At 69.7% G+C, this 24,301-nt stretch carries 21 protein-coding genes and 2 pseudogenes; 10 read left to right on the forward strand and 13 right to left on the reverse strand.

Annotation, left to right across the window (positions count from 1 at the left end; all coding sequences use genetic code 11):
- Positions 1-60 precede the first annotated feature (60 nt).
- Complete coding sequence (locus EZH22_RS22085; protein WP_203192572.1) at positions 61-555, forward strand: sterol desaturase family protein; 495 nt, start codon at positions 61-63, stop codon at positions 553-555.
- 739 nt (positions 556-1,294) lie between these two features.
- Here EZH22_RS22085 and EZH22_RS22090 read toward each other — a convergent pair.
- The 4 genes and pseudogenes from EZH22_RS22090 to crtY all read right to left on the reverse strand — a co-directional run bounded on the left by EZH22_RS22090 (position 1,295) and on the right by crtY (position 6,138).
- Positions 1,295-2,539, reverse strand: a complete 1,245-nt coding sequence (locus EZH22_RS22090) for a glycosyltransferase (RefSeq protein ID WP_203192573.1) — start codon at positions 2,537-2,539, stop codon at positions 1,295-1,297.
- Positions 2,536-3,473, reverse strand: a pseudogene (locus tag EZH22_RS22100) (phytoene/squalene synthase family protein). The gene EZH22_RS22090 and the pseudogene EZH22_RS22100 overlap by 4 nt, the downstream one beginning before the upstream one ends.
- A complete protein-coding gene (locus EZH22_RS22105; protein WP_408647744.1) occupies positions 3,470-4,981 on the reverse strand; it encodes a phytoene desaturase in 1,512 nt (503 codons plus the stop codon). The pseudogene EZH22_RS22100 and the gene EZH22_RS22105 overlap by 4 nt, the downstream one beginning before the upstream one ends.
- Entirely contained in the window at positions 4,981-6,138 is a 1,158-nt protein-coding gene (gene crtY, locus EZH22_RS22110) for a lycopene beta-cyclase CrtY (RefSeq protein WP_203192577.1), read from the reverse strand. The genes EZH22_RS22105 and crtY overlap by 1 nt, the downstream gene beginning before the upstream one ends.
- 328 nt (positions 6,139-6,466) lie before the next feature.
- On the opposite strand from crtY, the gene EZH22_RS22115 reads away from it, so the two are divergent.
- Complete coding sequence (locus EZH22_RS22115; protein ID WP_203192578.1) at positions 6,467-6,871, forward strand: DUF983 domain-containing protein; 405 nt, start codon at positions 6,467-6,469, stop codon at positions 6,869-6,871.
- 110 nt (positions 6,872-6,981) lie between these two features.
- Here the strand turns inward: EZH22_RS22115 and EZH22_RS22120 are convergent, their stop codons facing one another.
- The 5 genes from EZH22_RS22120 to EZH22_RS22140 form a co-directional block, all read right to left on the reverse strand.
- Positions 6,982-7,923 (reverse strand): tetratricopeptide repeat protein, encoded by a 942-nt coding sequence (locus tag EZH22_RS22120; protein ID WP_408647638.1) that lies wholly within the window; start codon positions 7,921-7,923, stop codon positions 6,982-6,984.
- Between the two features lie 381 nt (positions 7,924-8,304).
- Entirely contained in the window at positions 8,305-8,748 is a 444-nt protein-coding gene (locus EZH22_RS22125) for a YybH family protein (RefSeq protein ID WP_203192579.1), read from the reverse strand.
- A gap of 230 nt (positions 8,749-8,978) precedes the next feature.
- Positions 8,979-10,205, reverse strand: coding sequence for an ABC transporter substrate-binding protein (locus EZH22_RS22130; protein WP_203192580.1), 1,227 nt, complete (start codon positions 10,203-10,205; stop codon positions 8,979-8,981).
- A 40-nt stretch (positions 10,206-10,245) separates the two neighbouring features.
- Positions 10,246-11,118: a BKACE family enzyme gene (locus EZH22_RS22135; protein WP_231711568.1), complete on the reverse strand. Its 873-nt coding sequence runs from the start codon at positions 11,116-11,118 to the stop codon at positions 10,246-10,248.
- 76 nt (positions 11,119-11,194) lie between these two features.
- The gene (locus tag EZH22_RS22140; RefSeq protein ID WP_203192581.1) at positions 11,195-11,968 is read right to left on the reverse strand and encodes a cyclase family protein; all 774 of its coding nucleotides are present in this window, start codon (positions 11,966-11,968) and stop codon (positions 11,195-11,197) included.
- Positions 11,969-12,103: 135 nt separating this feature from the next.
- On the opposite strand from EZH22_RS22140, the gene EZH22_RS22145 reads away from it, so the two are divergent.
- Positions 12,104-12,880, forward strand: a complete 777-nt coding sequence (locus tag EZH22_RS22145) for a TetR/AcrR family transcriptional regulator (protein ID WP_203192582.1) — start codon at positions 12,104-12,106, stop codon at positions 12,878-12,880.
- 21 nt (positions 12,881-12,901) lie between these two features.
- On the opposite strand, the gene EZH22_RS22150 is transcribed toward EZH22_RS22145, so the two are convergent.
- Positions 12,902-13,573, reverse strand: coding sequence for a GntR family transcriptional regulator (locus tag EZH22_RS22150; RefSeq protein WP_203192583.1), 672 nt, complete (start codon positions 13,571-13,573; stop codon positions 12,902-12,904).
- Positions 13,513-13,770, reverse strand: a complete 258-nt coding sequence (locus EZH22_RS22155) for a GntR family transcriptional regulator (RefSeq protein ID WP_203192584.1) — start codon at positions 13,768-13,770, stop codon at positions 13,513-13,515. Before EZH22_RS22155 ends, EZH22_RS22150 begins: the two co-directional genes overlap by 61 nt.
- 390 nt (positions 13,771-14,160) lie before the next feature.
- On the opposite strand from EZH22_RS22155, the gene EZH22_RS22160 reads away from it, so the two are divergent.
- From EZH22_RS22160 to EZH22_RS22180, 5 genes and pseudogenes are all read left to right on the forward strand, one after another.
- Positions 14,161-15,279: an alpha-hydroxy acid oxidase gene (locus tag EZH22_RS22160; RefSeq protein ID WP_231711569.1), complete on the forward strand. Its 1,119-nt coding sequence runs from the start codon at positions 14,161-14,163 to the stop codon at positions 15,277-15,279.
- 53 nt (positions 15,280-15,332) lie between these two features.
- The gene (locus EZH22_RS22165) at positions 15,333-16,097 is read left to right on the forward strand and encodes an acetoacetate decarboxylase family protein (RefSeq protein WP_203192585.1); all 765 of its coding nucleotides are present in this window, start codon (positions 15,333-15,335) and stop codon (positions 16,095-16,097) included.
- A gap of 51 nt (positions 16,098-16,148) precedes the next feature.
- On the forward strand, positions 16,149-17,408 hold the full coding sequence (locus EZH22_RS22170; RefSeq protein ID WP_203192586.1) for an ABC transporter substrate-binding protein: 1,260 nt from the start codon (positions 16,149-16,151) through the stop codon (positions 17,406-17,408).
- Complete coding sequence (locus tag EZH22_RS22175) at positions 17,405-18,145, forward strand: SDR family NAD(P)-dependent oxidoreductase (RefSeq protein WP_203192587.1); 741 nt, start codon at positions 17,405-17,407, stop codon at positions 18,143-18,145. Before EZH22_RS22170 ends, EZH22_RS22175 begins: the two co-directional genes overlap by 4 nt.
- 44 nt (positions 18,146-18,189) lie before the next feature.
- Positions 18,190-19,106 (forward strand): annotated as a pseudogene (locus EZH22_RS22180) (fumarylacetoacetate hydrolase family protein).
- On the opposite strand, the gene EZH22_RS22185 reads toward EZH22_RS22180, so the two are convergent.
- Positions 19,084-19,485 (reverse strand): MerR family transcriptional regulator, encoded by a 402-nt coding sequence (locus EZH22_RS22185; RefSeq protein ID WP_203192588.1) that lies wholly within the window; start codon positions 19,483-19,485, stop codon positions 19,084-19,086. The pseudogene EZH22_RS22180 and the gene EZH22_RS22185 overlap by 23 nt on opposite strands.
- A gap of 66 nt (positions 19,486-19,551) precedes the next feature.
- Here EZH22_RS22185 and EZH22_RS22190 point away from each other — a divergent pair, with 66 nt between their 5' ends.
- Entirely contained in the window at positions 19,552-21,684 is a 2,133-nt protein-coding gene (locus tag EZH22_RS22190; protein WP_203192589.1) for a heavy metal translocating P-type ATPase, read from the forward strand.
- Positions 21,685-21,716: 32 nt separating this feature from the next.
- Here the strand turns inward: EZH22_RS22190 and EZH22_RS22195 are convergent, their stop codons facing one another.
- Positions 21,717-23,375 (reverse strand): Na/Pi cotransporter family protein, encoded by a 1,659-nt coding sequence (locus EZH22_RS22195; protein ID WP_203192590.1) that lies wholly within the window; start codon positions 23,373-23,375, stop codon positions 21,717-21,719.
- Positions 23,376-23,740: 365 nt separating this feature from the next.
- On the opposite strand from EZH22_RS22195, the gene EZH22_RS22200 reads away from it, so the two are divergent.
- A complete protein-coding gene (locus EZH22_RS22200) occupies positions 23,741-24,283 on the forward strand; it encodes a VOC family protein (protein ID WP_203192591.1) in 543 nt (180 codons plus the stop codon).
- Positions 24,284-24,301 lie beyond the last annotated feature (18 nt).

Genomic DNA, 24,301 nt, shown 5'->3' on the forward strand with positions numbered 1-24,301 from the left:
GGGGATGCTGTATAAGCAGCCATCCTGCGCCTTCCGGGGCGCCGAACAGCAGCCGTGATCATGTCCTTTCTCGTCAACACCCTCATCGTGATCGCCACCGTCGCCGCCATGGAAGGCGTCGCCTGGGGCGCACACAAATACATCATGCACGGCTGGGGATGGGGTTGGCACAAGTCTCACCACGAGCCGCGCGAGGGCGTGTTCGAGCGCAACGACCTCTATGCCGTGCTGTTCGCCGGCATCGCCATCGTGCTCATCTACCTGTTCCGCAACGGCGGCCCGCTCTTGTGGGTGGGCGTGGGGATGACGGTTTACGGCTTCCTCTATTTCTTCGTTCACGACGGCATCACCCACCAGCGCTGGCCGTTCCGCTACGTGCCCCGCAACGGCTACCTGAAGCGACTGGTGCAGGCCCACCGCCTGCACCACGCGGTGGACGGCAAGGAGGGCTGCGTCTCCTTCGGCTTCATCTATGCCCCGCCGCCCACGGCCCTGAAGGCGAAGCTCAAGAAGCTGCACGGCGGCAACCTGAAGCATACGGAAGCGGCGGAATAGGCCTGTCCGGAACGGGGAAGGCTCGGCCCGAGAGCACCGGGCGCCGCTCGTCCCCCCTCTCCCCGTGCGGGAGAGGGTTCGGGTGAGGAGTGGCAGGCTTTCTCCAATCCGGGAACCGTGCACCCAGGGGAGCCAGCCCCCTCACCCGTCTCGCGGCGTCGCCGCGATCCACCCTCTCCCGCGAGGGGAGAGGGGAAAGGTGGCGGAGCGGGCTTGCCTCAAAGCACCGAGAGGGCACCCGGAAAAGCCGGGCACCGCCACGCCCCCTCTCCCCTCGCGGGAGAGGGTTGGGGTGAGGGGTGGCAGGCTTTCTCCAATCCGGGAACCGTGCACCCAGCGGAGCCAGCCCCTCACCCGTCTCGCGGCGTCGCCGCGATCCACCCTCTCCTGCGAGGGGAGAGGGGAATGGCGGCGGCAGAGCCTCATAAGACACCACTGCCGGGCGGTCTGGCACCGGCCCGCCCCCTCTCCCCTTGCGGGAGAGGGCCGGGGTGAGGGGTGGCAGGCTTTCTCCAATCCGGCAACCGTGCACCCAGGGGAGCCAGCCCCCTCACCCGTCTCGCGGCGTCGCCGCGATCCACCCTCTCCCGCGAGGGGAGAGGGGAAAGGCGGAGGAGCAGGCTTGCCTCAAAGCACCGAGAGAGCACCCGGAAAACCGGGCACCACCGCGCCCCCTCTCCCCGTGCGGGAGAGGGTTGGGGTGAGGGGTGGCAGGCTCCCGGGGAGGCGAAGGACGGCGCTACCGCACCGCCTGCTCGATGAGATCGGCCGCCCGCTTCACCCCGCCGCCCTGCGCCATCTCGGCCGCGATCCGCCCTGCCGCCTCACGGTAGGAGGGGTTTTCCAGCACCGCGCCCAAGGCCCGCGCGAGCCGGCCGCTCCTGGCCTTGCCGGCCGGCACCACCTCGGCCGCACCGGCATAGGCGAGGCGGGCCGCCGTCGCCGGCTGCTCGAAGGCGATGGGCATGGCCACCAGCGGAACGCCTTCGGCCAGGGCATCCAGCACCGTGTTCATGCCGCAATGGAGCACCGCCGCGCGGCAGCGCTCCAGCACCTCCTGCTGCGGCACGAAGCTGCGCACTTCGGCGAGCCCGGAGAGCCGGCGCACCTCGCCCTCGGACAGGAGGCCGCCATGGGCGATGAGCAGCCGCGCGCCCGCCTCCCGCGCCGCCTGCGCCACCTTGATGAACAGGTCCGCCCGCGCGCCCTGGAGCGTGCCCAGGGAACAGAAGACGAGGGGCGCGCCCTCCGCCGCCGGCAAGGGCGCATCGGCATCGGGCACCGATGCGGCGTCGCGCCAGGGCGAGCCGTAATGAAAGGAGGCCGGCAGCTCGGAGCGGGGGAAATCGAGCCCCCTCGGCATCTGCGCTACCGTGAGACGGGGCGAGAAGCCGCCGTCCGCGAACGGATCGAGCCCGAACGCCGCCCCGTGGCGCTCCAGCACGCGTCGCATGGGCGTCATCAGCAGGTCGGTGACCTGGTAGCCGCCCTTGCTCCAGACCCGGCCCTTCTCGGTAGGATCGTAGGGCCACGGCACGAACGGCGGCGGCACGCCGATCTCGCGGTTCAGCAGCAGCGCAGTAGCGGTGGACACCACGGGCAGGCGCAGATGGCGCGCCACCAGCGTGCCCGCCGCCTCCGTCTGGTCGGCGATCACCGCCTCCGCGCCGATGGCCGTCAGCACGCCGGGCAGCTCGCGGCACAGCATATCCGTCTGCGCGGCAGTGGCCTTCAGGGTGCCGAGCAGGCCAAAAAGGCCCGTGGGGGCGGCGAGGCGGGCCACATAGGCATTGAGCGCCCCGGCGGGATGATCGGCCGCGCCCACGGCCGCGAACTCCGCCCCCTTGCCCGCCACGAGGCGGGCCGCGTCGGCCATGTGCACGAAGGTGACGCGATGACCACGCGCGGCGAGTTCCCGGGCAAGCACGAGCAAGGGATTGTAGTGCCCCGGCAGCGGCGGGGCGACGACCGCGAAATGGGTCATGAAGGCCGGGTCCACAGATGCCCAGGCCGCGGCAGCGGTGGCCCTTCGAAGCGGGTCGTGAGGGCCGCCGAGAGCCCCTTGATGAGGAATCCGACCTTCTGCGCCTTGGAGGTGGAGACGCGGCTGTCCCACGCCGCCGGACCACGCCGGCGCACCTCCACGCCGATGGCGCGGTAGACGCCCCGCGCCGCCCCCACCGCCGCCGCGGCGCGGAATGGCAAGGCGCGCATGCCGATCAGGGCCTGGTCGTAATAGGGCTCGGCCACGTCCAGCAGCCGCGCCACCACCCGCGCCACCGCCGCGCGGTGCTCGGGGCGGCGATCCCGGCTTCCGGCACCCCGGCCTCGGCGAGGAACTGGGCGGGCAGGTAGATGCGGCCGATACCGGCATCCTCGATCACGTCGCGGGAGATGTTGGTGAGCTGGAAGCCGAGGCCGAGATCACTGGCCCGGTCCAGTACCACGTCATCCCGCGCGCCCATGATGAGGGCCATCATCACCCCCACCACGCCGGCCACGTGGTAGCAGTAGGTGAGCGTGTCATCGAGGGTCTCGTAGCGCCGGTCTTCCACGTCCATGCGGAAGCCTTCGAGCAGTTGCAACGGGTAGCGCTCGGGAATGTCGTTGCGCTTCACCACCTCGGCGAAGGCGGCGAAGGCGGGGTGAGCGGAAGGAGCGCCGCGATAGGCACGCGCCGTCTCCTCGTAGAGTGCATCGAGCCGCTCGGCGGCGGAGGCGGCATCGACGATGCGCCCGTGGCCCAGTTCCTGCCCGTCCACCACATCGTCGCAATGGCGGCACCAGGCGTAGAGCATCACGGCGTCGGCCCGCATGCGCGGGGAAAACAGGCGCGCCGCCGCGGCGAAGCTCTTCGAGCCCCTGGCGATCGCCTCCTCGCTCGCGCCGAGGACATCCCCTTCCGTCGCGCCGCTCATGCGTGCGTCACGCCCATGTCGGCGAGGATGAGCCCCGCCGTCGCCTTGGCCGAGCCCACCACCCCCGGCACCCCCGCCCCCGGATGGGTGCCGGCGCCGGTGAAATAGAGGTTGGGAATACTGGAATCTCGGTTGTGCGGCCGGAACCACGCTGATTGGGTCAGGATCGGCTCCACCGAAAAGGCGGATCCGAGATGGGCGCTGAGCTCGTCGCGGAAGCCGAAGGGGGTGAGCAAGCGCGTGGTGACGAGCGATTGCCGCAATCCCGGCAGCAGCCGCTCTTCCAGATGCGCGAGGATGCGGTCGCGGTAGCGCGGCCCTTCCACGTCCCAGTCGATCTCCGCCTTGCCGAGATGCGGCACCGGCGAGAGCACGTAGAAGGCGGTCGAGCCTTCCGGCGCCAGCGACTTGTCGGTGACGGTCGGGGCGTGGAGATAGAGCGAGAAATCCTCGGGCAGGCGCGGCCCGCTGAAGATCTCGCTGATGAGGCCGCGATAGCGCGGGCCGAACAGCACGGTGTGGTGCTGGAGATGGTCCCAGGTGCGGCTGGCGCCGAAATAGATGACGAACAGCGACATGGAATGGCGCTTCCTGGCGAGCCGCTCGCCATAGGCCCGGCGATCCGGCGTGCCGCGCAACAGCTTGCGGTAGGTGTGCACCACGTCCGCATTGGAGGCGACGATGTCGAAGGGGATGGCCGGCTCGCCCTTGATCCGCACCGCCCGGGCCCGGCCTTCGTCCACCACGATTTCGTCCACCGGAGTGGAGAGGCGGACTTGGCCGCCCAGTTCCTCGAACAGCCGCACCATGCCCCGCACCAGCGCCCCGGTGCCGCCGCGGGGGAAGAACACCCCCCACTTGCGCTCCAGAGCATGGATGAGCGCGTAGATGGACGAAGTGGAGAAGGGGTTGCCGCCCACCAGCAGCGAGTGGAATGAAAACGCCTCGCGCAGGTGCTCGTCGCGGATGAAGCGCGAGACCATGGCATAGACCGAGCGCCAGGCCTCCAGCTTCACCAGCTGAGGCGCGGCCTTCATCATGCTGCCGAAATCCAGGAACGGCACGGCGCCGAGCTTGATGTAGCCCTCCTCGAACACCGCCTGCGAATAGGCCAGGAAGCGGCGATAGCCATCCACGTCGGCGGGATTGAAGCTGGCGATCTGGCTGTCGAGGGAAGGCTGGTCGTTCACATAGTCGAACTGCCGGCCGTCCGGCCACAGCAGCCGGTAGAAGGGCGAGACCGGGATCAGGTCCACATAGTCCGCAAGCCTGCGCCCGGCGGCGGCGAACACCTCCTCGAGGCAGGAGGGATCGGTGATGACGGTCGGGCCGCCATCGAAGGTGAAGCCCTGGTCCTCGTAGACATAGGCGCGGCCACCGGGCTTGTCGCGCTGCTCGAAGACGGTGGTGGCGATCCCCGCCGCCTGCAGGCGAATGGCCAGAGCGAGGCCGCCGAAGCCGGAGCCGATGACCGCGGCGCGGAGAACGGACTTGGAAGATAGGTGCATCATCTGGGACCGGTGGCGGATTTCGTCTCGGCGAGGCAGGACAGCGCCCTCAGCACAGATACGGGCGGACGCCCGGTGAGGATGCGCGCCTTGTCGGAAAAGGTGAGACGATCACCATAGAAGCGGGTGATGACACCCTCCGGCAGATTGTAGAAGCGCTGGAGGATGGCGTAGCGCTGCGCGGGCGCGGCGGCCCGGAACAGCATGCGGTTGAGCAGGCGGAAGAAGCCGCGCCGTTTCCAGGTGGATACGGCGTGGGCGCGGGTGAAGGCCGAGATGGCGGCGCCGGTCAGCTCCGGCAGCACGCTGACCTTGTCGGCGAGATCCACCGCATCGGGCACGGAATAGCCGGTGGTGGGATGGAACAGGCCCGCGCGCAGGCCGGAGCGCGCCACCCCCGGCGGCCCCTCCCCCAGGAACGCCTCGATGTCGCCCCCGAGCGCGATCGGCAGAACCCCCTGCTCCTCGCGAACCACGTAGTCCATCGTCCAGCCCTGGGCGGCCACATAGGCGGCGATGCGGCGGCGGAGGGTTTCCACCGGAAGGTCCGGTCCGTCCGCATAATAGGTGTCTTCGACCAGCAGCGTCTCGGGATCGAGCGGGAGCACGTAGACGAAGCGGTAGCCGTCGACCTGCTCCACCCGCGCATCCATGATGACCGGGCGCAGGAGCCCGTGCGGCGCGGTGAGTCGCACTTCCTGGCCGAGGAACTTCTGGTAGCCGAGGTCGAGGTGGCGCGAGGCCAGCGCCCCGCGCCCATCCACCACCGCGCCGGCCTCGATCCGCTCGCCGCCTTCAAGGACGACGTGGTTCGCAGCCACCTCCACCACCCGCGCGCCGGTGCGGATGGAGGCGCACATGCGTTCGTTCATCACCTGCGCGAGGCGATCGGAGCTGAGCGAATGGTAGTGCCCCTTGAGGAGCCGCGAGTAGGCCGGGAAGTGAACGTCGTTCCCCTTCCAGCCATTGGCGCGGAAGGGGGAGAGGAAGACGTGCTGGTTATGGCTGAGGTCGCTGGCGTGCACCGACCAGGTGTGGTTGCCGCCGACGCTTTCACCCGCTTCGAGCAGGAGTATCCGCGTGCGCAGGCGCCGCTCGAAAATGCGCGCGGCCAGGAGGCAGTTGGCCAGCCCGCCGCCCACGAAGACGATGTCCATTCCTGACCGCCGTTCCCGCTCGCCGATGCATTGCTAGCTCCGCATTAACCTTACGGCTGCGCTGTGTCACGCCCGCAATCAGGCGAGGTTGTGCACGCATGGGGCGCGCAGGATAATGTGATCCGCTCTGCGCAGGGCACGCGGCCTGCCACCGGACGCCCTCCTTCAAGGCGTCCGGAATGTCGATTCGTCCGGGCGCGGCGCACGCTTCGCGAATTGCGCGCAGCCCCTTCCGCCGACGCCGGCCTGCGACAATGCCTCTCCTTGCGACCTGCCGGAGCGGTGCCTACCTCCCTGTTTCGGGGTGGGACACGGGCAAGGAATTGATATGACCGAAAGAATCTGGCCGCCCCTGTCGCCGCTCCAGACCGGGCTGCGGGGCCGCTGTCCCCGCTGCGGCGAGGGGCACATGTTCCAAGGCTTCCTCACGCTGGCGCCGGCCTGCGACGTGTGCGGGCTGGATTTCGGCTTCGCCGATCCGGCGGACGGACCCGCCTTCTTCGTGATGTGCTTTGCCTGCGTGCCCGCGGTGGTGTTCGGCATCTGGCTGGAGGTCACCTACCAGGCGCCCTACTGGGTGCACCTCGTCACCACGCTGCCGCTGCTGCTCCTGACCTGCATTCCGCCCCTGCGGCCGCTGAAGGGCTGGCTGGTGGCGAGCCAGTATTTCTACAAGGCGGAGGAAGGGCGCCGCGTGATGGCGGGGGAGACCGCCCGGCCGGCAGAGAAATGAGCGCCCCGCGCTCTTGAGCAGATTCGGGCGAAGGGACCGGTTCGCGCCGGGACAATGCGCCGATGCAAAACAGAGGCGCTCTCCCGATTTTGGCGAGGCGGGGAAGCGTTCTAGCGCTTGGCGGTCTTGAGCCAGTTCTCGAGGTAGGTGAGCGCCATGGCCCGCTCGTCGGTCGTCGCCTCGGCGAAGGCCTCCTCATGCAGGTCCACCACCCACTTGTCCCCCGGGCGGGAGGCCGCGTCGCGAGCCAGGGTCAGCCACATGAGGCCCCGCGCACCCTGGCGCGGCACGCCTTCGTCGCCACGGAACAGCAGTTGGCCGAGCACCGCCTGCGCCTCGAACTGCCCCTTCTGCGCCGCAAGGGTCAGCCAGCGGCCGGCATTGCGGGCATCGCGCGGGCCGCCGATGCCCTCCAGATAGAGCTTGCCCAGGTGAAACTGGGCGTCGGCGTCGCCGAAATAGGAGGCGGCATAAGCGTACATGTCCCGCGCGCGGGACGGGTCGCGCTTCACGCCCGCCGTGGGGATGCCCACGAGATAGTAGGAGCCAAGGGCGACGAAGGCGTTGGCCACGAAACGCGACTGCGCGGTGCCGGGATAGTCTTCGGCGTGGGTATTGGCGATCTTGGAGAAGTATTCGAACGCCTTGCCGTCGTCCCGCTTCACTCCGTCGCCGTCCGCATAGATCCGGCCGAGCTTCCACTGCGCCATGGCGTGGCCCTGGGCGGCAGCATAGCCAAGGGCATCAATGCCCTTGGCGGTCTGGCCCGCCCGCAGGGCCTGCGCCCCGGTGCGGAACGCCTCGTCCACCGGACGCACGGCAGGCGCCGACGGAACGTTGGCCGGCGGCGTGAGGGGCTGGGAGGCAAATGGCTGGGGCGCCGATTGGGCGGTGCCGTCGAAGGCGTGCGCCGAGCGCACATGGACCAGCGGAACGGCCAGCATCAGCCCCACGACGCCGGCGAGCATCGCGCCGGACGGCAGGCCGCGGACCCGCGCCGCCGGCATCCGCCGCGCCGCGTGCCGGCCGGATCCGCCCGCCGGGCTCCGCATCTGAAGGACCGCATCCGCAATCATGATGCGGGGACGATGCCAGCGGGCGACGGCAATATCGGGGCCGCGGAACGGCCGCTCCGCGGCCTCTCTTGGGCGTCTTGCCGCCGTGGCCCCCGACACGGGCCTATGAGCCAAACGAAGACTGTCCATAAGGACCCACCTTGGACGCGGCAGCCGGAAACACTTTCCGGGTACGCCCACCGCCACGTGTTGCATTCTGGTGTCGTGGCGTTTTGTGGCGGCTTCGCGGCGCCCCGCGGCGGGGAAACTTTGGAAGCCCTGAAAGCCAAGGGGTGTGACTTTGCCGTCACAGGGTTGTGACGGGCCGGGATGCGACTCGCACCCTGCCATACCGGTCGTCCGGGTCCGGCCGAAGGCCTACTCCACCAGCGCCATGAAGCGCACGATGCGCCAGACCCCGTCCGTGTCGCGGCGGAACACGTCGAGGCCCGGCTCGCGGGACTGCACGGTCCTGCCGTCCTTCTCTTCCGTGAGCGTCCAGGCGATCCGCACGGCGGCCATGTCGCCGGCGACGAGGATGCTCAGCACCTCGGCCCGATTGGTGCCCTTGTAGGAGGGGTCCTCCAGCACCCGCCGCAGGCGCGCGCAGATGAGATCGCGCGTCCCGCCCGAGGCGGCGCGGGTGTCGTACTGGAGATCCGGGGCGAAGAGCTCGCAGGTGGCGTCCACGTCCCGGCGGTTGAAGGCGTCCGCCCAGGCATGGAGCCGGGCGCGGATCTCATCCGCCGCGGATGCGGCTTCGGCCGGAACCGATGCGCCGAGGCCACAGACCAGCGCCAGAACGGCGGCGAGCATGCGCATGACGTCCCCTCCCCGGCACGCCTCCGCCGGCGCGCCTCCACCCGTGATCCGCCACGAGGCGAGGGAATGCAAGAACGCTCGATGCGAGACGGCACACGGCTTCGGGGGGTCACCCCGCCCGTGGCCGGGAACGCGCATCCCGGCGCGCGTGCCGGGATGCGCCAGTCGGTCTCAGGGACCGGGCGTTCGACTTAAAGCCAACACGCCGCCGCGTGCTCCGGGGCGAGCGTTCACTTCTTCTCGCGCCGCGCCACCACCGGCGGGCAGGTGCTCTCGGAGAGGGGGCGGAAGGCCTCGTCGCCCGGCAGGGTGGCGACCAGGTCGTAGAGGTCCCACTCGTTCCTGGAGGCGGCCGGCGCCTTCACCTCGAACACGTAGAAGTCGTGCACCATGCGCCCGTCCTCGCGCAGGCGGGCGTTGCGCACCACGTCATCCTTGATGGGCAATTCGGCCATCTTGGCCACCACGGTCTGCGCATCGTCGCTCTTCGCCGCCGCCGCCGATTTCAGGTAGTGCAGGACGGAGGAATAGACCCCCGCATGGATGGCGGAGGGGATCTTGCCGTTCTGCGCCTTGAACCGCTCGGAGAATGCGCGGGTGCCGTCGTCGAGGTTCCAGTAGAAGCCCTCGGACAGCAGCGTGCCCTGGGCGGTCTGAAGGCCCACGCTCTTCACGTCGAGGGCGGTGAGGAAGAAGGCGACCAGCTTCTGCTTCGAGCTGGTGATGCCGAACTCGCGCGCCGTCTTGATGCCGGTCACCGTGTCGTTGCCGGCATTGGCGAGCGCGATGATGTCGGCGCCCGAGCCCTGGGCGGTGAGCAGCGGCGAGGACAGGTCCACCGCCGGGAAGGGATGGCGCACGGAGCCGAGGAACTTGCCGCCCTTCGCGCTCACCACCGTCTTGGCATCGGCCTCGAGCTGCTGGCCGAGGGCATAGTCCGCCGTCACCAGATACCAGGAGGTGCCAGGCTTGGTGAGGCGGTTGGCGATGCCGGCCACCTGCACGTAGGTATCCCACATCCACTGCACCACGTGGCCCGGCTGGCAGGCATCGCCGGTGAGACGGGCGGTGCCGCCGGGGAACAGGGCGACGCGGTTCTTCTCCTTCACCAGCGGCGCGATGGCGAGCTGGATGGAGGCGTTGGACATGTCGGCGAGAACGTCCACCCCGTCCTGGTCGATCCACTTGCGGGCGGTGGCGGAGGCGATGTCCGCCTTGTTCTGGTGGTCGGCGGAGATCATCTCGATCTTCATGCCGGCGCATTCGGCCTTCAGGCAGTCGTCGATGGCCATCTGCGCCGCGATCACCGAGCCCTTGCCGGTGATATCGGAATAGACGCCCGACATGTCGGTGAGCACGCCCACCTTCACCGTTCCGCCGGACACCTCGGCGGCGGCCGGAGTCACCGCGAGGCCCGCCGCCAGCATCAAGGTGGCGCGGCTGATACCCGTCTTCATGTCTTCCTCCCGTTCGTTTTGCTTGTCCGCGCGCCGAAGCTCAGAAGCTCACCTTGTCGGCGCCCTTGAGGCCCAGCGTGGCGCGCGCCTCGTCGGGGGTGGCGATCTCGTAGCCGAGCTCCTCCACGATGCGCCGGATCTTCGCCACCTGCTCGGCGTTGGAGGTGGCGAGCTTGCCGCGGCCGATGAACAGGCTGTCCTCCAGCCCCACGCGCACGTTGCCGCCCATCATCGCCGCCTGGGTGGCGAACGGCATCTGATTGCGCCCCGCGGCGAGCACGGACCAGTGGTAGTCCTTGCCGAACAGCTTGTCGGCGGTGCGCTTCATGAACATGAGGTTGTCCATGTCGGCGCCGATGCCGCCGAGGATGCCGAAGATGAACTGGAGGAAGACCGGCGGCTTGAACCAGCCCTGGTCGAGGCAATGGGCGAGATTGTAGAGGTGGCCCACATCGTAGCATTCGTGCTCGAACTTGGTGCCGTGCTCCTCGCCGAGCATCTTGTAGATGCGCTCGATGTCGCCGAACGTGTTGCGGAAGATGAAGTCCTTGGTACCGGTAAGGTAGGGCTCCTCCCAGTCGTGCTTCCAGTTGGAATAGCGCTTCGCCAGCGGGTGCAGGGCGAAATTCATGGAGCCCATGTTGAGCGAGCACATCTCCGGCGCCGCCATGAGCGGGGCGGCGAGGCGCTCCTCCACGCTCATGTTGAGGCCGCCGCCGGTGGTGATGTTGATCACCGCGTCGGTCGCCTGCTTGATGCGCGGCAGGAATTCCATGAACACCGCAGGATCCGGCGTCGGCCGGCCGTCCTTCGGATCGCGGGCGTGGAGGTGCAGGATGGCGGCGCCGGCCTCGGCGGCGGCGATGGCCTGCTCGGCGATCTCGTTCGGGGTGATGGGCAGCGCGTCGGACATGGTGGGCGTGTGGATGCCGCCCGTCACCGCGCAGGTGATGATGACCTTGCTCAAGACGTATCTCCGGAAAATGCGTTCAATCGGGAAGAATGGCGACCGCCCGCGTCCAGCCGGCCGAGGCGGCGCGGACCTTCACGGGAAAGCAGCTCACGGTGAAGCCGGTCGAGGGCAGCGCTTCGAGATTGTGCAGCTTCTCGATCTGGCAATAGCCCTTCTCGCGGCCGGCCTTGTGCCCCTCCCAGACGATGGAGGGGTCGCCGGTCTCGGCAAACCGCCGGGCGGTGAAGCTGAACGGGGCATCCCAGCTCCAGCCGTCGGTGCCCACCACGCGGATGCCCTGGTTCACGAGGTGCAACGTCGCGGCGCGGCCGAAGCCACAGCCCTTGTCCACATAGTCGGCCTCGCCGTAGCGGGCGCCGGCGGCGGTGTTGACCACGACGATCTCCAGCGGGCTCAGCGTGTGGCCGATGCGGGCGAGCTCGGCGTCGATCTCGTCGGGCGTCACCACGTGGCCGTCGGGCAGGTGGCGGAAATCCAGCTTCACGCCGGGGCGGAAGCACCAGTCGAGGGGAATCTCGTCGATGCTGATGGCGCGCGCGCCGCCGTCCATGGTGGGGTGATAGTGCCAGGGGGCGTCCACGTGGGTGCCGTTGTGGGTGTTGATGTGGGCGATCTCCGCCGCCCAGCCCAGGCCCTCGGGGAGTTGCTCCGGCTTCAGCCCCGGAAAGGCCCCGGTGAGGGTGCCCACGGTGTCCGCATGGGTGAGATACTCGATCCGCACCCGCTGGAAGGGGGGGTCGGCGGGCACATCGTTTTCCAGCGGAATGGAGATGTCGACAAACCTTGGCACGGCGTTTCCATCCTTCCCAGCGGCGGCCCGCCAGACCCTGTTTTGAACAGTCGTACATGTTATTGTACGATCGTACAATACGGATCACCGCCCGTCTCGTGCCCACATGGCGCAGGGGGGACTCTGAAGCTAAGAATGGGCATGGCCACGCAGGACGACACGCCACACCGCACGCCGCGCGCCCGAACGCCGGGCCTCCGAACGCCGGATCTGCCGGGCACGCGTGAGGCCGCGCCGCTGCGGGCACGCGGCCCACGGCGCTCGGCCGTGCCGCCGGGCGAGCCGCAGCGCCCGGACCGGCGGCAGGATATCCTCGCCAGCGCGGAAGCCCTGTTCGCCGAGCGCGGTTATGCCGCCGTCTCGGTGCGCGACATCGCCGCGCGGGCCGGCGTGCCGGTCGCTCTCGTCGGCTATTATTTCGGCCGCAAGCCGGAGCTTCTCGCCACCGTCTTCGAGCATCGCCAGGGCTATCTGGAAGAGCGCATCGCCCGCATCCGCACGGTGGGGGCCAAAGGCCCGGGGCCGGGACGCATCGAGGAGATCGTGCACGCCTGGGCCGAGCCGGTGGTGCGGCTCCACGGCAGCGCCAGCGGGGATTCCTTCTCCCTCCTGGTCGCCCGCACCGCGTGGGATCCGGGGCCGGAGGCCTCCGCCATCATCGAGCGCTTCTACGACCCGCTGGTCCATGCCTTCCTCGACGCCATGCGCATCGCCCTGCCCGCCTGCCCGGAGGACCGGCTGCTGTGGGCCTACGAATACTCCGTGGGAGCCCTGCTCATGTATGTCGCCGACAAGCGCATCGAGCGCATCTCGGGCGGCCGCGCGACCACGGGCGACCCGGCCTTGTTCGAGGACTTCGTGCACTTCGTCAGCGCCGGCTTCCACGCTCTGTGCCGGCGCGGCGGAGCCTGAGGCCCCGGCGCGCCCGGCCGATCAGATCTGGCTGAGATAGGGCGGCGTCTTCAGCGGGTGCAGCCGGGAGGTGATCTCGAACCGCTTCAGCCAGCGATCCACCGCATCCTGAAGATGCGCCGCGAGAGCGGCAGCCGCGTGGTCCGCCCGCCCGTCGAGCAGATGCTCGACGATGCCCAGATGCTCGTTGAGCGCCGCCTCGATCAGCGAGATGGGGATGCCGAGGAAGGGATCGAACAGGTAGCGCGTCGGTCCGAACAGCAGGTGCGTGCGCTTGAGCGCGCGCAGGATCTCCTCGTTCGGACAATAGCCGAGCAGGGTGACGTGCAGGTCGTTTTCCGCATGGTCGAAGCGGGCGCTGTCGATGGGGGTGTCATTGCGCGTCGAAATGATGGTCGCGCGCATCTCCTCCAGCACCCGGCGCGGCACCACCCCCGCCGCCTGCGCCAGCGCCGCCGGCTCCAGCAGGCAGCGCAGCTCGTAGAGGTGGCGGATGCGATCCGGCGTCATCTTCTCCGCCACCCAGTGGCCGGCGCTGTCCTTGGCCACGAGGCCGACGCCGTGCATCCGCGCGAGGAGGTCGCGGGTCACCGTGCGGCTGACGCCGAAATGCTCGGCGAGGCGCAGCTCGTTCACGCGCACCGATCCGAACAGGGTGCGGATGAACAGCTCCTGCTCCACCTCCTCGTACATGCGCTCCCACTGGCGGGGGCCGAGAGATCGACCGGGTCGAGGGCCGCAATGCCCGCCCCCTCGCCTTCGGACAGCCCGCGCACGCGATAGCCCCGCCCCGTCAGCGCATCCACCAGCCCGTCCCGGCAGAGCCGGTCGAGCGCCTGGCGCGCCGGCGAGCGGCTGGTGGCGAAGGCGCGCACCAGCTCCGCCTCCATCAGCCGCTCCCCGGCTTGAGCTGGCCGCTCTCGATCATCTCCTTGAGGCGCAGATAGACCCTGTCCTGCAAGGACGAACCGGTCGTGCCGGCGTCCGTCATCGCCCTTCCCTTCCTGTGACGCCCCACCGGGCGCGCATCGGACCTATCCGACACCCGCCGTGCGGGGCAAGGCGCTCCCGCCCGATCGATCCCTTGACATCCGCCACCGGATCGCGTCTAAGCTTAAACGTACTTTGAATGCAAAGTACGTTTAATTCAAGCTCCCCCGCGCCGGCCCTGGACGGTGCGGGGCAGAAACAACCAGCGGACGGCGATTGTGGCTTCCACGCGCGGCACCATCACCTCGATCGAAGACCTCCGGCAGCTCGCGCAGCGGCGGGTGCCGCGCATGTTCTACGACTACGTGGATTGCGGCGCCTGGACCGAGAGCACCTACCGCGCCAACAGCGAGGACCTCGCGCGCATCCGGCTGCGCCAGCGGGTCGGCATCGACATTTCGCAGCGCAATCTCTCCACGCGCATGGTGGGCGAGGCGGTCACCATGCCGGTGGCGCTCGCCCCGACCGGCCTTGCCGGCATGCAGTGGGCGGACGGGGAAATCCTCGCGGCGCGCGCCGCCGAAAGGTTCGGCGTGCCCTTCGCGCTCTCCACCGTCAGCGTGTGCTCCATCGAGGACGTGGCGGCGCACACCTCGCGCCCGTTCTGGTTCCAGCTCTACATGATGAAGGACCGCGCCTTCATGCAGCGGCTGATCGCCCGCGCGCGGGACGCCAACTGCTCGGCGCTGGTGCTCACCCTCGACCTCCAGGTGCAGGGCCAGCGCCACAAGGACATCAAGAACGGCCTGTCCACGCCGCCCAAGCCCACCCTGCGCAACCTCGCCAACCTGGCGACGAAGCCACGCTGGTGCCTGAACATGCTGGGCACGAAGCGGCGCACGTTCCGCAACATCGTCGGCCATGTGGAGGGGGTGGAGGACGTCTCCTCCCTCGCCCACTGGGTCGCCGGCCAGTTCGACCAGACGCTGAGCTGGGAGGACGTGCGCTGGGTCCGCCGCCTATGGGACCGCAAGCTGATCCTCAAGGGCATCCTCGATCCCGAAGACGCCCGCATCGCCGCCACGACGGGGGCGGACGCCATCGTCGTCTCCAACCATGGCGGCCGGCAGCTCGACGGCGCCGCCTCCAGCATCTCCATGCTTCCCGCCGTGGCGGAGGCGGCCGGCGAGCAGGTAGAGGTGCTGTTCGACGGCGGCATCCGCTCCGGGCAGGACGTGCTGCGGGCGCTCGCCTTGGGCGCGAAGGGCGTGCTCATCGGGCGCGCCTTCCTCTACGGGCTGGGCGCCATGGGCGAAGCGGGGGTCACCGCCTGCCTCGACATCATCCGCAAGGAGCTGGACGTGACCATGGCCCTGTGCGGCATCACCGACGTGGCGGAGGCCCGCCGCGCCCTGCTGGAGGCGCGGGCGCCGGCGCAGCCCGAGCCGCGCCTCGCCCGCCACGCCTGAACGCATCCCGTCCGCGCGCGCCGCGGGCCCAAGGAGATCAAGGGAGAAGACAGATGTTCGGCAATTACAAGATGCACCCCAACAGCGGGGTGAATCCGCCCTATTCGCCGGCCTATCCGGTGGAATGGGAATGCGCCCTGCGCACCCTCGAGGTGATGACCCGGGTGGACCAGAAGAAGGTGGCGGCGCTGCTCGCCGACACCCCGTTCGAGCTGGTGAACGACCGCGTCGCCTTCCGCTTCATGGCTTCTCCCGGCCACACGCTGGCGGTCCACCAGGGCCGGATGTTCGACCTGATGGTGACGGTGGCGGTGCGCTACGAGGACCTGTTCACCCAAACCCACATCTACATGTACTGCTCCGACCCCATGGGCATCGCCGCGGGGCGCGAGCTGTTCGGCTACACCAAGAAGGACTGCACCTTCCGCTTCGACGAAGCCGCCGACGGCAACATCCAGAGCGCCGTCATCCGTCGCGGCGTGCCTTTGGCCGAGGTCTCCTTCACGCCCGATCCGTCGGCCCCGGTGGTGCGGCTGGTGGACGATGTGGAGCAGCCCGGCGGCGAGATCCACGTGCGCCGCCTGCCCCATCCCGAGCGCCTCGAAACCGCCTACGCGGACATCGTCTACCGCCGCACCCCCATCGCCTATTCGGCGCCGGTGTCCGGCCGGGTGTCCATGAGCCTGCACGAGAGCGCGTTCGACCCGCTCACCGAGCTGGAACCGGAAATCCTCTCCGCCCAGTTCATGGTGTCCGACGTCTATGGCGGCGGCTTCGCGGTGGAGGATCGCCGGCTGCTCAAGCGGCTCATTCCCTGACCTGAAACGCCGCGCCAAGCGGATCGCCACAACAAAAGAGGGAGGATTTTCATGATCAGCCACACACCCCGCCCTGGCCAGCGTTCCGCCGGGGCACTGTCACGGCGCGCGCTTCTGGCCGCCGCCGGAGCCTTCGCCCTCGCCGCGCCACACGCGGCCTTCGCCCAGGAGGGAAAGCCGATCCGCATCGGCGTCCTCACCGACATGTCGAGCCTTTATGCCGACGTGACCGGCAAGGGCTCGGTGGCCGCCACCCAGATGGCGGTGGAGGACTTCAACGCCGCCGGCAAGCCGCTGAAGGTGGAGATCATCGCCGCCGACCACCAGAACAAGGCGGACGTGGCCGCCTCCATCGCCCGCAAATGGTTCGACACCGATGGCGTCGACATGATCGTGGACGTGCCCAATTCCGCGGTCGCGCTGGCGGTGAGCTCCATCGCCCGCGAGAAGAACAAGGTCATGATCGCCTCCGGCCCGTCCTCCTCGGACCTCACCGGCAAGGCCTGCGCACCAACCACGGTGCATTGGACCTACGACACCTATGCGCTCGCCACGGGAGCTGCGACCGCGGTGGTGGAATCCGGCGGCAAGTCGTGGTTCACGCTGACCGCCGACTACGCCTTCGGCCACGCCATGGAGCAGGACGTCAAGAACGTGGTGGCCCGCACCGGCGGCAAGGTCATCGGCGGCGTGCGCGCGCCGCTGAACACGCAGGACTTCTCCTCCTTCCTGCTGCAGGCCCAGTCCTCCGGCGCGCAGGTGGTCGGGCTCATCAATGCGGGCGGCGACACCATCAACTCCATCAAGCAGGCGGTGGAGTTCGGCATTCCCGCCGGCGGCCAGCGCCTCGTCGCCACGGTGCTGTACATCACCGACGTGCATTCGCTCGGGCTGAAGACGGCGCAGGGGCTCCAGTTCACCGAATCCTTCTACTGGGACCTGAACGACGGCACCCGCGCCTGGACCAAGCGCTTCACCCCGCGCAATGACGGGCGCTATCCGAGCGCGCTGCATGCCGGCGCCTATGCCTCGACCCTGCACTATCTCAAGGCCGTGTCCGCCCTCGGCAGCGCCATCGACGGCACGGCGGTGGTGGACAAGATGAAGGCTCTGCCCACCGACGATCCGCTGTTCGGCAAGGGCTCGATCCGCGTCGACGGTCGCAAGATCCACCCCATGTTCCTGTTCCAGGTGAAAAAGCCCGAAGAGTCCAAGTATCCCTGGGACTATTACAACGTCATCAAGTCGATCCCGCCGGAGCAGGTCTGGCGCCCGCTCTCCGAAGGCGGCTGCCCGCTGGTGAAATCGTGAGCGTCGCGCTGGTGACGGGCGGTGGCGGCGGCATCGGCCGCGCCATCGCCTGCCGCCTCGCCGCCGACGGCCATGACGTGGCGGTGGTAGACCGAGACGCCGCATCGGCGGCCGAAACTGCCGGGCTGGTGGAGGAAACCGGCCGCCGGGCGCTTTCCCTCACGGCGGACGTCTCCCAGGCGGCGGAGGTGGAAGCCTTCGTCGCCGCCACCGAGGACCGGTTCGGACCCATCGACGCCTTCGCCAACAATGCCGGCATCGAAGGCGTGGTGGCGCCCATCTTCGACTATCCGGACGAGGTGTTCGACGCCGTCCTTTCGGTGAACGTGAAGGGCGTGTTCCTCGGCCTCAAGCACGTGCTCGCCCGCATGCGCCAGCGCGGAACCGGGGCGGTGGTCAACACCGCCTCCACCTCCGCCATCCGCGGGCGGCCCGGCCTCGCCGGCTATGTGGCCTCCAAGCATGCGGTGCTCGGCCTCACCCGTGTGGCGGCTCTGGACATGGCGGGCACCGCCATACGGGTGAACGCGGTGCTGCCCGGCCCCGTGGACACCCGCATGATCCACGCGCTCGACGCGCAGGCCCGCGCCACCGGCGGCATCAAGCGCGCCGGCACGCCCACCGCCTATGCCCGGCCCGAGGACATCGCCGGCGTGGTGGCCTTCCTGCTCTCGCCGCGGGCGGCCCACGTGAACGGCGCCGCCTGGACCATCGATGCCGGCGTCACAGTGGCGTGACCGGCGGCCCCCTCAGCTTCACTCCTGAAAACGAAGGAATTCCCATGAAGCTCTGCCGTTTCGGCGACCCCGGCCGCGAGCGCCCCGGCCTCGTGGATCGCGACGGGGTGCTGCGCGACCTGTCCGGCGTGTGCCCCGACATCGACGCATCGTTGCTCTCGGACGACGCCCTGGGCCGGCTGGCGCGGATCGATCCGCTGACGCTGCCGCACGTGCCGGGCACGCCCCGCCTCGGCGTGCCGTTCGCCGGCATGTCGAAGTTCGTCTGCATCGGCCTCAACTATTCCGACCATGCCGCCGAAGCCGGCATGGCGGTGCCGAGCGAGCCGATCATCTTCCTGAAGGCGCTCTCCGCGCTGTCGGGGCCCAACGACCCCATCGTCCGGCCGCTTCACTCCACCAAGCTCGACTGGGAGGTGGAGCTCGGCGTCGTGATCGGCCGCAAGGCCTCCTACGTCACGGAAGAGGCTGCCCTCGATCACGTCGCCGGCTATTGCGTGGTGAACGACGTGTCCGAGCGGGCCTTCCAGCTCCAGTCCTCGCAATGGGACAAGGGCAAGGGCTGCGACACGTTCGGGCCGGTCGGGCCCTGGCTCGTCACGCGGGACGAGGTTCCAGACCCGCAGAACCTCGACATGTGGCTGGAGGTGAACGGCGCGCGCATGCAGGCCGGCAACACCCGCACCATGATCTTCGGCGTCCGCGAGCTGGTCTCCTATTGCAGCCGCTACATGACCCTGCTGCCCGGCGACATCATCGCCACCGGCACGCCCCCGGCGTCGGCATGGGCATGAAGCCGGAGCCGGTCTGGCTGAAGGCGGGCGACACGGTGCAGCTCGGCATCGCGGGGCTCGGCGTGCAGACCCAGGCCGTGGTCGAGATGGCGCAATCCCAGGCAGCGGGACCCGGCGAGGCGGCCGTTCCCTCCGGGCGCCCCCTCACGGCGACAGCGCCTCGATGATCCGGCATTCGGCCACCGTGCCGCTCCGGCACTGGTCGACCATGCTGCGGAGCTCGCGGCGCAGCGCGCGCAGGTCCGCGATCTTGCGGTCCACCTCCGCCAGATGCGCCTTGGCGATCGCGTCGACGGCCTGGCAGGAACAGTCGCGATCGTCGGAGAGGTCGAGCAAGGCGCGCACCTGATCGAGCGAGAAGCCGAGGTCGCGCGAGCGGCGGATGAAGCTCAGCCGGTTCAGGTGCTGCGGCCCGTAGGCCCGGTAGTTGCCGGCGGTGCGCGCCGGTTCCGCAAGCAGCCCGATGCGCTCGTAATAACGGATCGTCTCGACCTTGGTATCGGTGAGCCGGCCCAGTTCGCCGATTGCAAGATATCCGTCCGCCATGGGCTTGACCCTATAGTTGCTACAGGGTCCATATGGGATGTCACATCGGAACTGTCGAGGTGACCCATGGCGGCTGCGCGCCCGCTCAAGCTGCGGATCGAGGGGATGGACTGCGGCTCTTGCGCCGCGAAGATCGAGACCGCCATGCGGCGCCTGCCCGGCGTCTCGGACATTTCGGTCAGCTATGGCCAGGCCTCGCTCTCGCTGACGCTCGACGAGGACCGCACCACCTGCGTCACCGTCCAGTCGCGGATCAGGGCCCTCGGCTTCACCCCACTCGGGGCCGACGAACCCGCGGATGCGGTGAAGGAGCCCGGCCGGACCGCGCCGCAGAGCGCCTGGTGGGCGAGCCGGAAAGGCCGGCTGGTGATCGGCACGGGGGCCCTGCTGGTGCTCGCCTTCGCGGTGTCCCATCTGGCGCCGGCCTGGTCGACCTGGGCCTATATGGCCGCGACGCTCGCGAGCCTCGTGCCCATCGGCCGGCGCGCCTTGGCCGGTGCCCGGGCCGGCACGCCGTTCAGCATCGAGATGCTGATGTCCGTCGCCGCCATCGGCGCCCTCGCCATCGGCGAGGCGCCGGAGGCGGCGGTGGTGGTCTTCCTGTTCGCCCTGGGCGAGCTGCTGGAAGGCGTCGCGGCGGGCCGGGCCCGGGCCGGGATCAAGGCCCTGGTCGACCTCGTGCCGCGAACCGCGCTGCGGCAGCGTGGTTCGGCGTTCGAGACGGTGCCGGTGGAGGCCCTCGCCATCGGAGACGTGGTGATGGTCCGGCCGGGCGATCGCATCCCCTCGGACGGCGTCGTCGTGGAGGGCACCTCCGAGATCGACGAGGCGCCCGTGACAGGCGAATCTGTTCCGGTGGCCAAGGCGGCGGGCGCGGCGGTCTTTGCCGGCAGCATCAACGTCAATGGGGCGCTGCGCGTGGAGATCAGCCGGGCGGCGGCCGACAACACCATCAGCCGCATCATCCACATGGTGGAGGAGGCCCAGGCCTCGAAGGCGCCGACGGCGCGCTTCATCGATCGCTTCAGCCGCTGGTATACGCCCGCCGCCATGGCCGTCTCCGCCCTCATGATGGCCGGGCCGCCGCTGCTTCTCGGCGCGGACTGGTTCACCTGGATCTATCGCGGGCTGTCGCTGCTGCTGATCGCCTGTCCTTGCTCGCTCGTGATCTCCACGCCCGCGGCCATTGCCTCGGGCCTCGCCAGCGGCGCCCGGCGCGGGCTGCTCATCAAGGGCGGGGCCGCGCTGGAAACGCTCGGCAAGGTGAAGACGGTGGCCTTCGACAAGACCGGCACGCTCACCGTCGGGCGTCCCCGGCTGACCGACGTCGTCGTGCTGGAAGGGACCGAAGCCGACATGCTGGCCAAGGCTGCGGCCGTCGAGCGCGGCTCCAGCCATCCCCTCGGGGCGGCCATCGTCGCCGCGGCGGAGGCGCGGGGCCTCGACCTTCCCAAGGTGTTCGGCGGCAGCATCGCCACGCCCGGCAAGGCGGTGACGGCACGCCTGAGGTCAGGCTTCGTCAGCGTCGGCTCGCCTCGCCATGCGGAGGAACAGGCCGACCTGCCGGAGGCGGTGCGCGCGCAGATCCTGGCGCTCGAGGGCGCGGGCAAGACGGTGGTCATGGTCAGCGAGGGCCGGCGCCTCATCGGCCTGGTCGCGCTGCGTGACGAGCCACGGGCGGATGCGGTCGAAGGGCTCGGCCGGCTGCGGGCCATGGGACTTCACCCGGTGATGCTGACCGGCGACAACGCCCGCACCGCCGGCGCCATCGCCGGCCTCCTCGGCCTCGAAGCGCGCTCCGAGCTCCTGCCGGATGCCAAGCTTTCGGCCATCGCCGCCTACCGGGAGCAGGCGCCCATCGCCATGGTCGGCGACGGCATCAACGATGCGCCGGCCCTGGCCGCCGCCTCGGTGGGCATCGCCATGGGCGCCGGCACCGACGTCGCCCTGGAGACCGCCGACGCCGCGCTGCTGAAGAACCAGGTGACGGGCGTCGCCGAGCTTGTCGCCCTGTCCCGCGCGACCATGACCAACATCTGGCAGAATGTCGGACTGGCGCTGGGCCTGAAGGGCGTCTTCCTGGTCACCAGCCTGACCGGCGCGACGCCGCTCTGGATGGCGATCCTGGCGGACACCGGCGCGACGGTGCTGGTGACGGCGAACGCGCTGCGGCTCCTGCGCTTCCGGCCGAAGGGCTGAGCCGGCTGACCGGCTGACCCTTGGCGAGGGGGTCAGCGCTGCTCGGCGAGGCGGGTATCCAGCAGCTCCCCGGTGCGGGCGAGCACGGGATAGGCGGCGGCGGCGACCACGTGCGAATTGATCAGCTTGAGGTCGCGCACGATCTCGATGTTGAGGCCGCTCGCGTCCGCCAGCGGGGCGAGCCCCTGGCGCAGCCGGTCGAAATGGATCCGCGCCGCCGCCGTCTCGCTGTCGCGGAACGCCGCCTTCTCCAGCGCCAGCAGCCGCGCGGCGCGGGCGTCCGATGTCATGAACAGGGAGGAGGCGAGTCGGATGTTCGCCTTCAGCCGGTCGAAGAGCTCGCGGACCGCCTTCTCCTCCTCCGACGAGAAGGCGATGCCGCGCTTGATGCGCTTGCCGGCGTCGCTCATCAGCCGGCCGCACACCACGTCCGCCGCCTGCTCCATGTTGGCCGAGAAGGCGAGGATCTCCTCCACCCGACGCCGGTCGGCCGGGTTCAGTTCGTCCGGATCGAGGGTGGCGAGGTAGGCGCGGATCTCCCGGTTGAGCCGGTCGAGCACGTCGTCGCCGTCCCGCGTCAGGGCGATGTGCCGCCGCTCGCCGCCGATGAGGGCGCGGGCGGCCTTGTCCAGCATGTCGTCGAGGGCGTCTGCGAGACGCAGCGCCTCGCGCGCGGCGGCGCCCAGCGCCACCACAGGGGTCTCCGTCGCCGCCGGGGCGAGATAGCGCGGGCGGGCGGGATCCGCCGGGTCCTCCCGCGCCGGATAGAGCCATTCCAGGGCGCGGGCCAGGGGCGAGAGCAGCGGCAGGAAGACGAGCGCCGTCGCCACGTTGAAGAGGGTGTGGAAATCCACCGCCACCCGGCCCGGATCCGGCTGCCACGTCACCATCAGGCGGCCGATGGGCTCGATCAGGGCGAGGCCCAGCAAGACGCCCGCGAGCCGGTTGACGAGATTGCCCACCGGCAGGCGCATGGCCGCCGGGTCATCCTTGCCGATCGCTTCCAGCACCGGAGCGATGGCGCTGCCGAGATTGGCGCCGAGCACCAGGGCGATGGCGGCATTGGGCGGCACCGCGCCCTGCGCCGCGAGCGAAGCGGCGATCAGCACCACCGCGACCGAGGAATGCACCGCCCAGGTGAGCACCGCCGCCAGCATCACGTCGATGAGCGGCACCGTGGCCACGGCGCCGAGCAGCATGCGAATGCTGGGGGCATCCTCCAGGGGGCGCAGCAGGTCCACCAGGTGGTGCAGGGCCAGCACGATGAGGCCGAGGCCGATGAGGGCGCGGCCGAGATCACGCAGGCTGCTGCCGGCGCCGCGGCGAAACATCACCAGCCCGGCCAGGATCGCGGCGGGCGCCATGGCGGTGACGTCGAAGGACAGGGCCTGCACGATGAGTGTGGTGCCGATATTCGCGCCCAGCATCACCGCGAGGGCCGGGACGAGGGCGACGAGGCCGGCCGCGGTGAAGCCCGAGACCATCAGCGCCGTCGCGGTGCTGCTCTGGAGCAGCGTGGTTACCGCCGCGCCAGCGCAGAACCCCTGCAGCGGGTTCCCAAGCGCCCGCCCGATCACCACCTTCAGCCGCGGCCCCAGTGCCCGGAGCACGCCGGTCTGCACCATGTGGATGCCCCAGAGCAGCAACGCGGCGAAGCCGGCGAGGTCCAGCAGGGTCACGGAAAAGGTCATGGCGCATCTCCGTGCGGATCAGGCGGCGGTCGCGGCCCGGTCCCTCAACGCTCGCCGCGCCCGTCCGGTTCGGGCGCCAGGCGCAGATCCTTCGACACCAAGCACGGAGCGTGCCACGATAGGCCGATTCCCTGAAATCGCCTCGGCTTGCGGGATCTTGCCGCCGGCGCTCGACGGCTGGCGCAGGCGCGGCGAGCCCCGTGTCCGGCCGCCTCGAACGCCCCGGATCGAACGGATTTTGACCCCGTGGGGCGCGCGACAGGCGCTGGTCGGGTGTGATCGCGCAGGCCATAGTGCGGACGCATGTTCGCAAGCCTTGGTCGGCGCGCGCATCCGGCGCGAACAGTCCGAATGGAGATGAAGCCATGACCCAGAGCTTGCCAGGTGCCGGTGTCCACGGCCTGTTCCACGTGGCCATCAAGACGGCGGATCTCGACGCCACCCGCGTCTTCTGGCGTGACGTCATCGGCCTGAAGGAAATCCCCCGGCCGGATTTCGGCTATCCGGGGGCATGGCTCGGCTGCCCGCAGCCGGGCGGCCTCGGCATCGTGCACATCTATGCGGGCGGACCGGCGCTCGGCGCCTCGGGCACGGCGCCATACGGCACGGCGGCCATCGACCATATCTCCCTGTCCTGCTCGGGCTACCGGGCCTATATCGCCCGCTTCCAGGCGGCCGGGCTGGACTGGCGGGAGTTCATCGTGCCCGGCACCAGCCTTTGGCAGCTCTTCGTCTACGACCCCTCGGGCGTGCAGCTGGAGCTCACCTTCGAGGCCAGCATCGAGGGCGCGGCCCTGCCGGACGTGTCCGAAGGGCGGGTCTACAAGGCCGGCCGGAGCTTCTTCGATCCCGCCACCTATCCCGCCCTCGGCCGCCTGAAGATCGAAAGCGCGATCCTGCCGAATTGAACGGATTTGCCCGGTGAA

The sequence above is a fragment of the Xanthobacter dioxanivorans genome (assembly GCF_016807805.1).
Classification (GTDB): Bacteria; Pseudomonadota; Alphaproteobacteria; order Rhizobiales; family Xanthobacteraceae; genus Xanthobacter; species Xanthobacter dioxanivorans.

Bases quoted from the DNA above. Each gene is read 5' to 3' on its own strand.
- EZH22_RS22085 (WP_203192572.1), top strand. From the start codon at position 61: ATGTCCTTTCTCGTCAACACCCTCATCGTGATCGCCACCGTCGCCGCC.
- EZH22_RS22090 (WP_203192573.1), bottom strand. From the start codon at position 2,539: ATGACCCATTTCGCGGTCGTCGCCCCGCCGCTGCCGGGGCACTACAAT.
- EZH22_RS22105 (WP_408647744.1), bottom strand. From the start codon at position 4,981: ATGCACCTATCTTCCAAGTCCGTTCTCCGCGCCGCGGTCATCGGCTCC.
- crtY (WP_203192577.1), bottom strand. From the start codon at position 6,138: ATGGACATCGTCTTCGTGGGCGGCGGGCTGGCCAACTGCCTCCTGGCC.
- EZH22_RS22115 (WP_203192578.1), top strand. From the start codon at position 6,467: ATGACCGAAAGAATCTGGCCGCCCCTGTCGCCGCTCCAGACCGGGCTG.
- EZH22_RS22120 (WP_408647638.1), bottom strand. From the start codon at position 7,923: ATGCGGAGCCCGGCGGGCGGATCCGGCCGGCACGCGGCGCGGCGGATG.
- EZH22_RS22125 (WP_203192579.1), bottom strand. From the start codon at position 8,748: ATGCGCATGCTCGCCGCCGTTCTGGCGCTGGTCTGTGGCCTCGGCGCA.
- EZH22_RS22130 (WP_203192580.1), bottom strand. From the start codon at position 10,205: ATGAAGACGGGTATCAGCCGCGCCACCTTGATGCTGGCGGCGGGCCTC.
- EZH22_RS22135 (WP_231711568.1), bottom strand. From the start codon at position 11,118: ATGTCCGACGCGCTGCCCATCACCCCGAACGAGATCGCCGAGCAGGCC.
- EZH22_RS22145 (WP_203192582.1), top strand. From the start codon at position 12,104: ATGGGCATGGCCACGCAGGACGACACGCCACACCGCACGCCGCGCGCC.
- EZH22_RS22150 (WP_203192583.1), bottom strand. From the start codon at position 13,573: ATGTACGAGGAGGTGGAGCAGGAGCTGTTCATCCGCACCCTGTTCGGA.
- EZH22_RS22155 (WP_203192584.1), bottom strand. From the start codon at position 13,770: ATGGAGGCGGAGCTGGTGCGCGCCTTCGCCACCAGCCGCTCGCCGGCG.
- EZH22_RS22160 (WP_231711569.1), top strand. From the start codon at position 14,161: ATGTTCTACGACTACGTGGATTGCGGCGCCTGGACCGAGAGCACCTAC.
- EZH22_RS22165 (WP_203192585.1), top strand. From the start codon at position 15,333: ATGTTCGGCAATTACAAGATGCACCCCAACAGCGGGGTGAATCCGCCC.
- EZH22_RS22170 (WP_203192586.1), top strand. From the start codon at position 16,149: ATGATCAGCCACACACCCCGCCCTGGCCAGCGTTCCGCCGGGGCACTG.
- EZH22_RS22185 (WP_203192588.1), bottom strand. From the start codon at position 19,485: ATGGCGGACGGATATCTTGCAATCGGCGAACTGGGCCGGCTCACCGAT.
- EZH22_RS22190 (WP_203192589.1), top strand. From the start codon at position 19,552: ATGGCGGCTGCGCGCCCGCTCAAGCTGCGGATCGAGGGGATGGACTGC.
- EZH22_RS22195 (WP_203192590.1), bottom strand. From the start codon at position 23,375: ATGACCTTTTCCGTGACCCTGCTGGACCTCGCCGGCTTCGCCGCGTTG.
- EZH22_RS22200 (WP_203192591.1), top strand. From the start codon at position 23,741: ATGACCCAGAGCTTGCCAGGTGCCGGTGTCCACGGCCTGTTCCACGTG.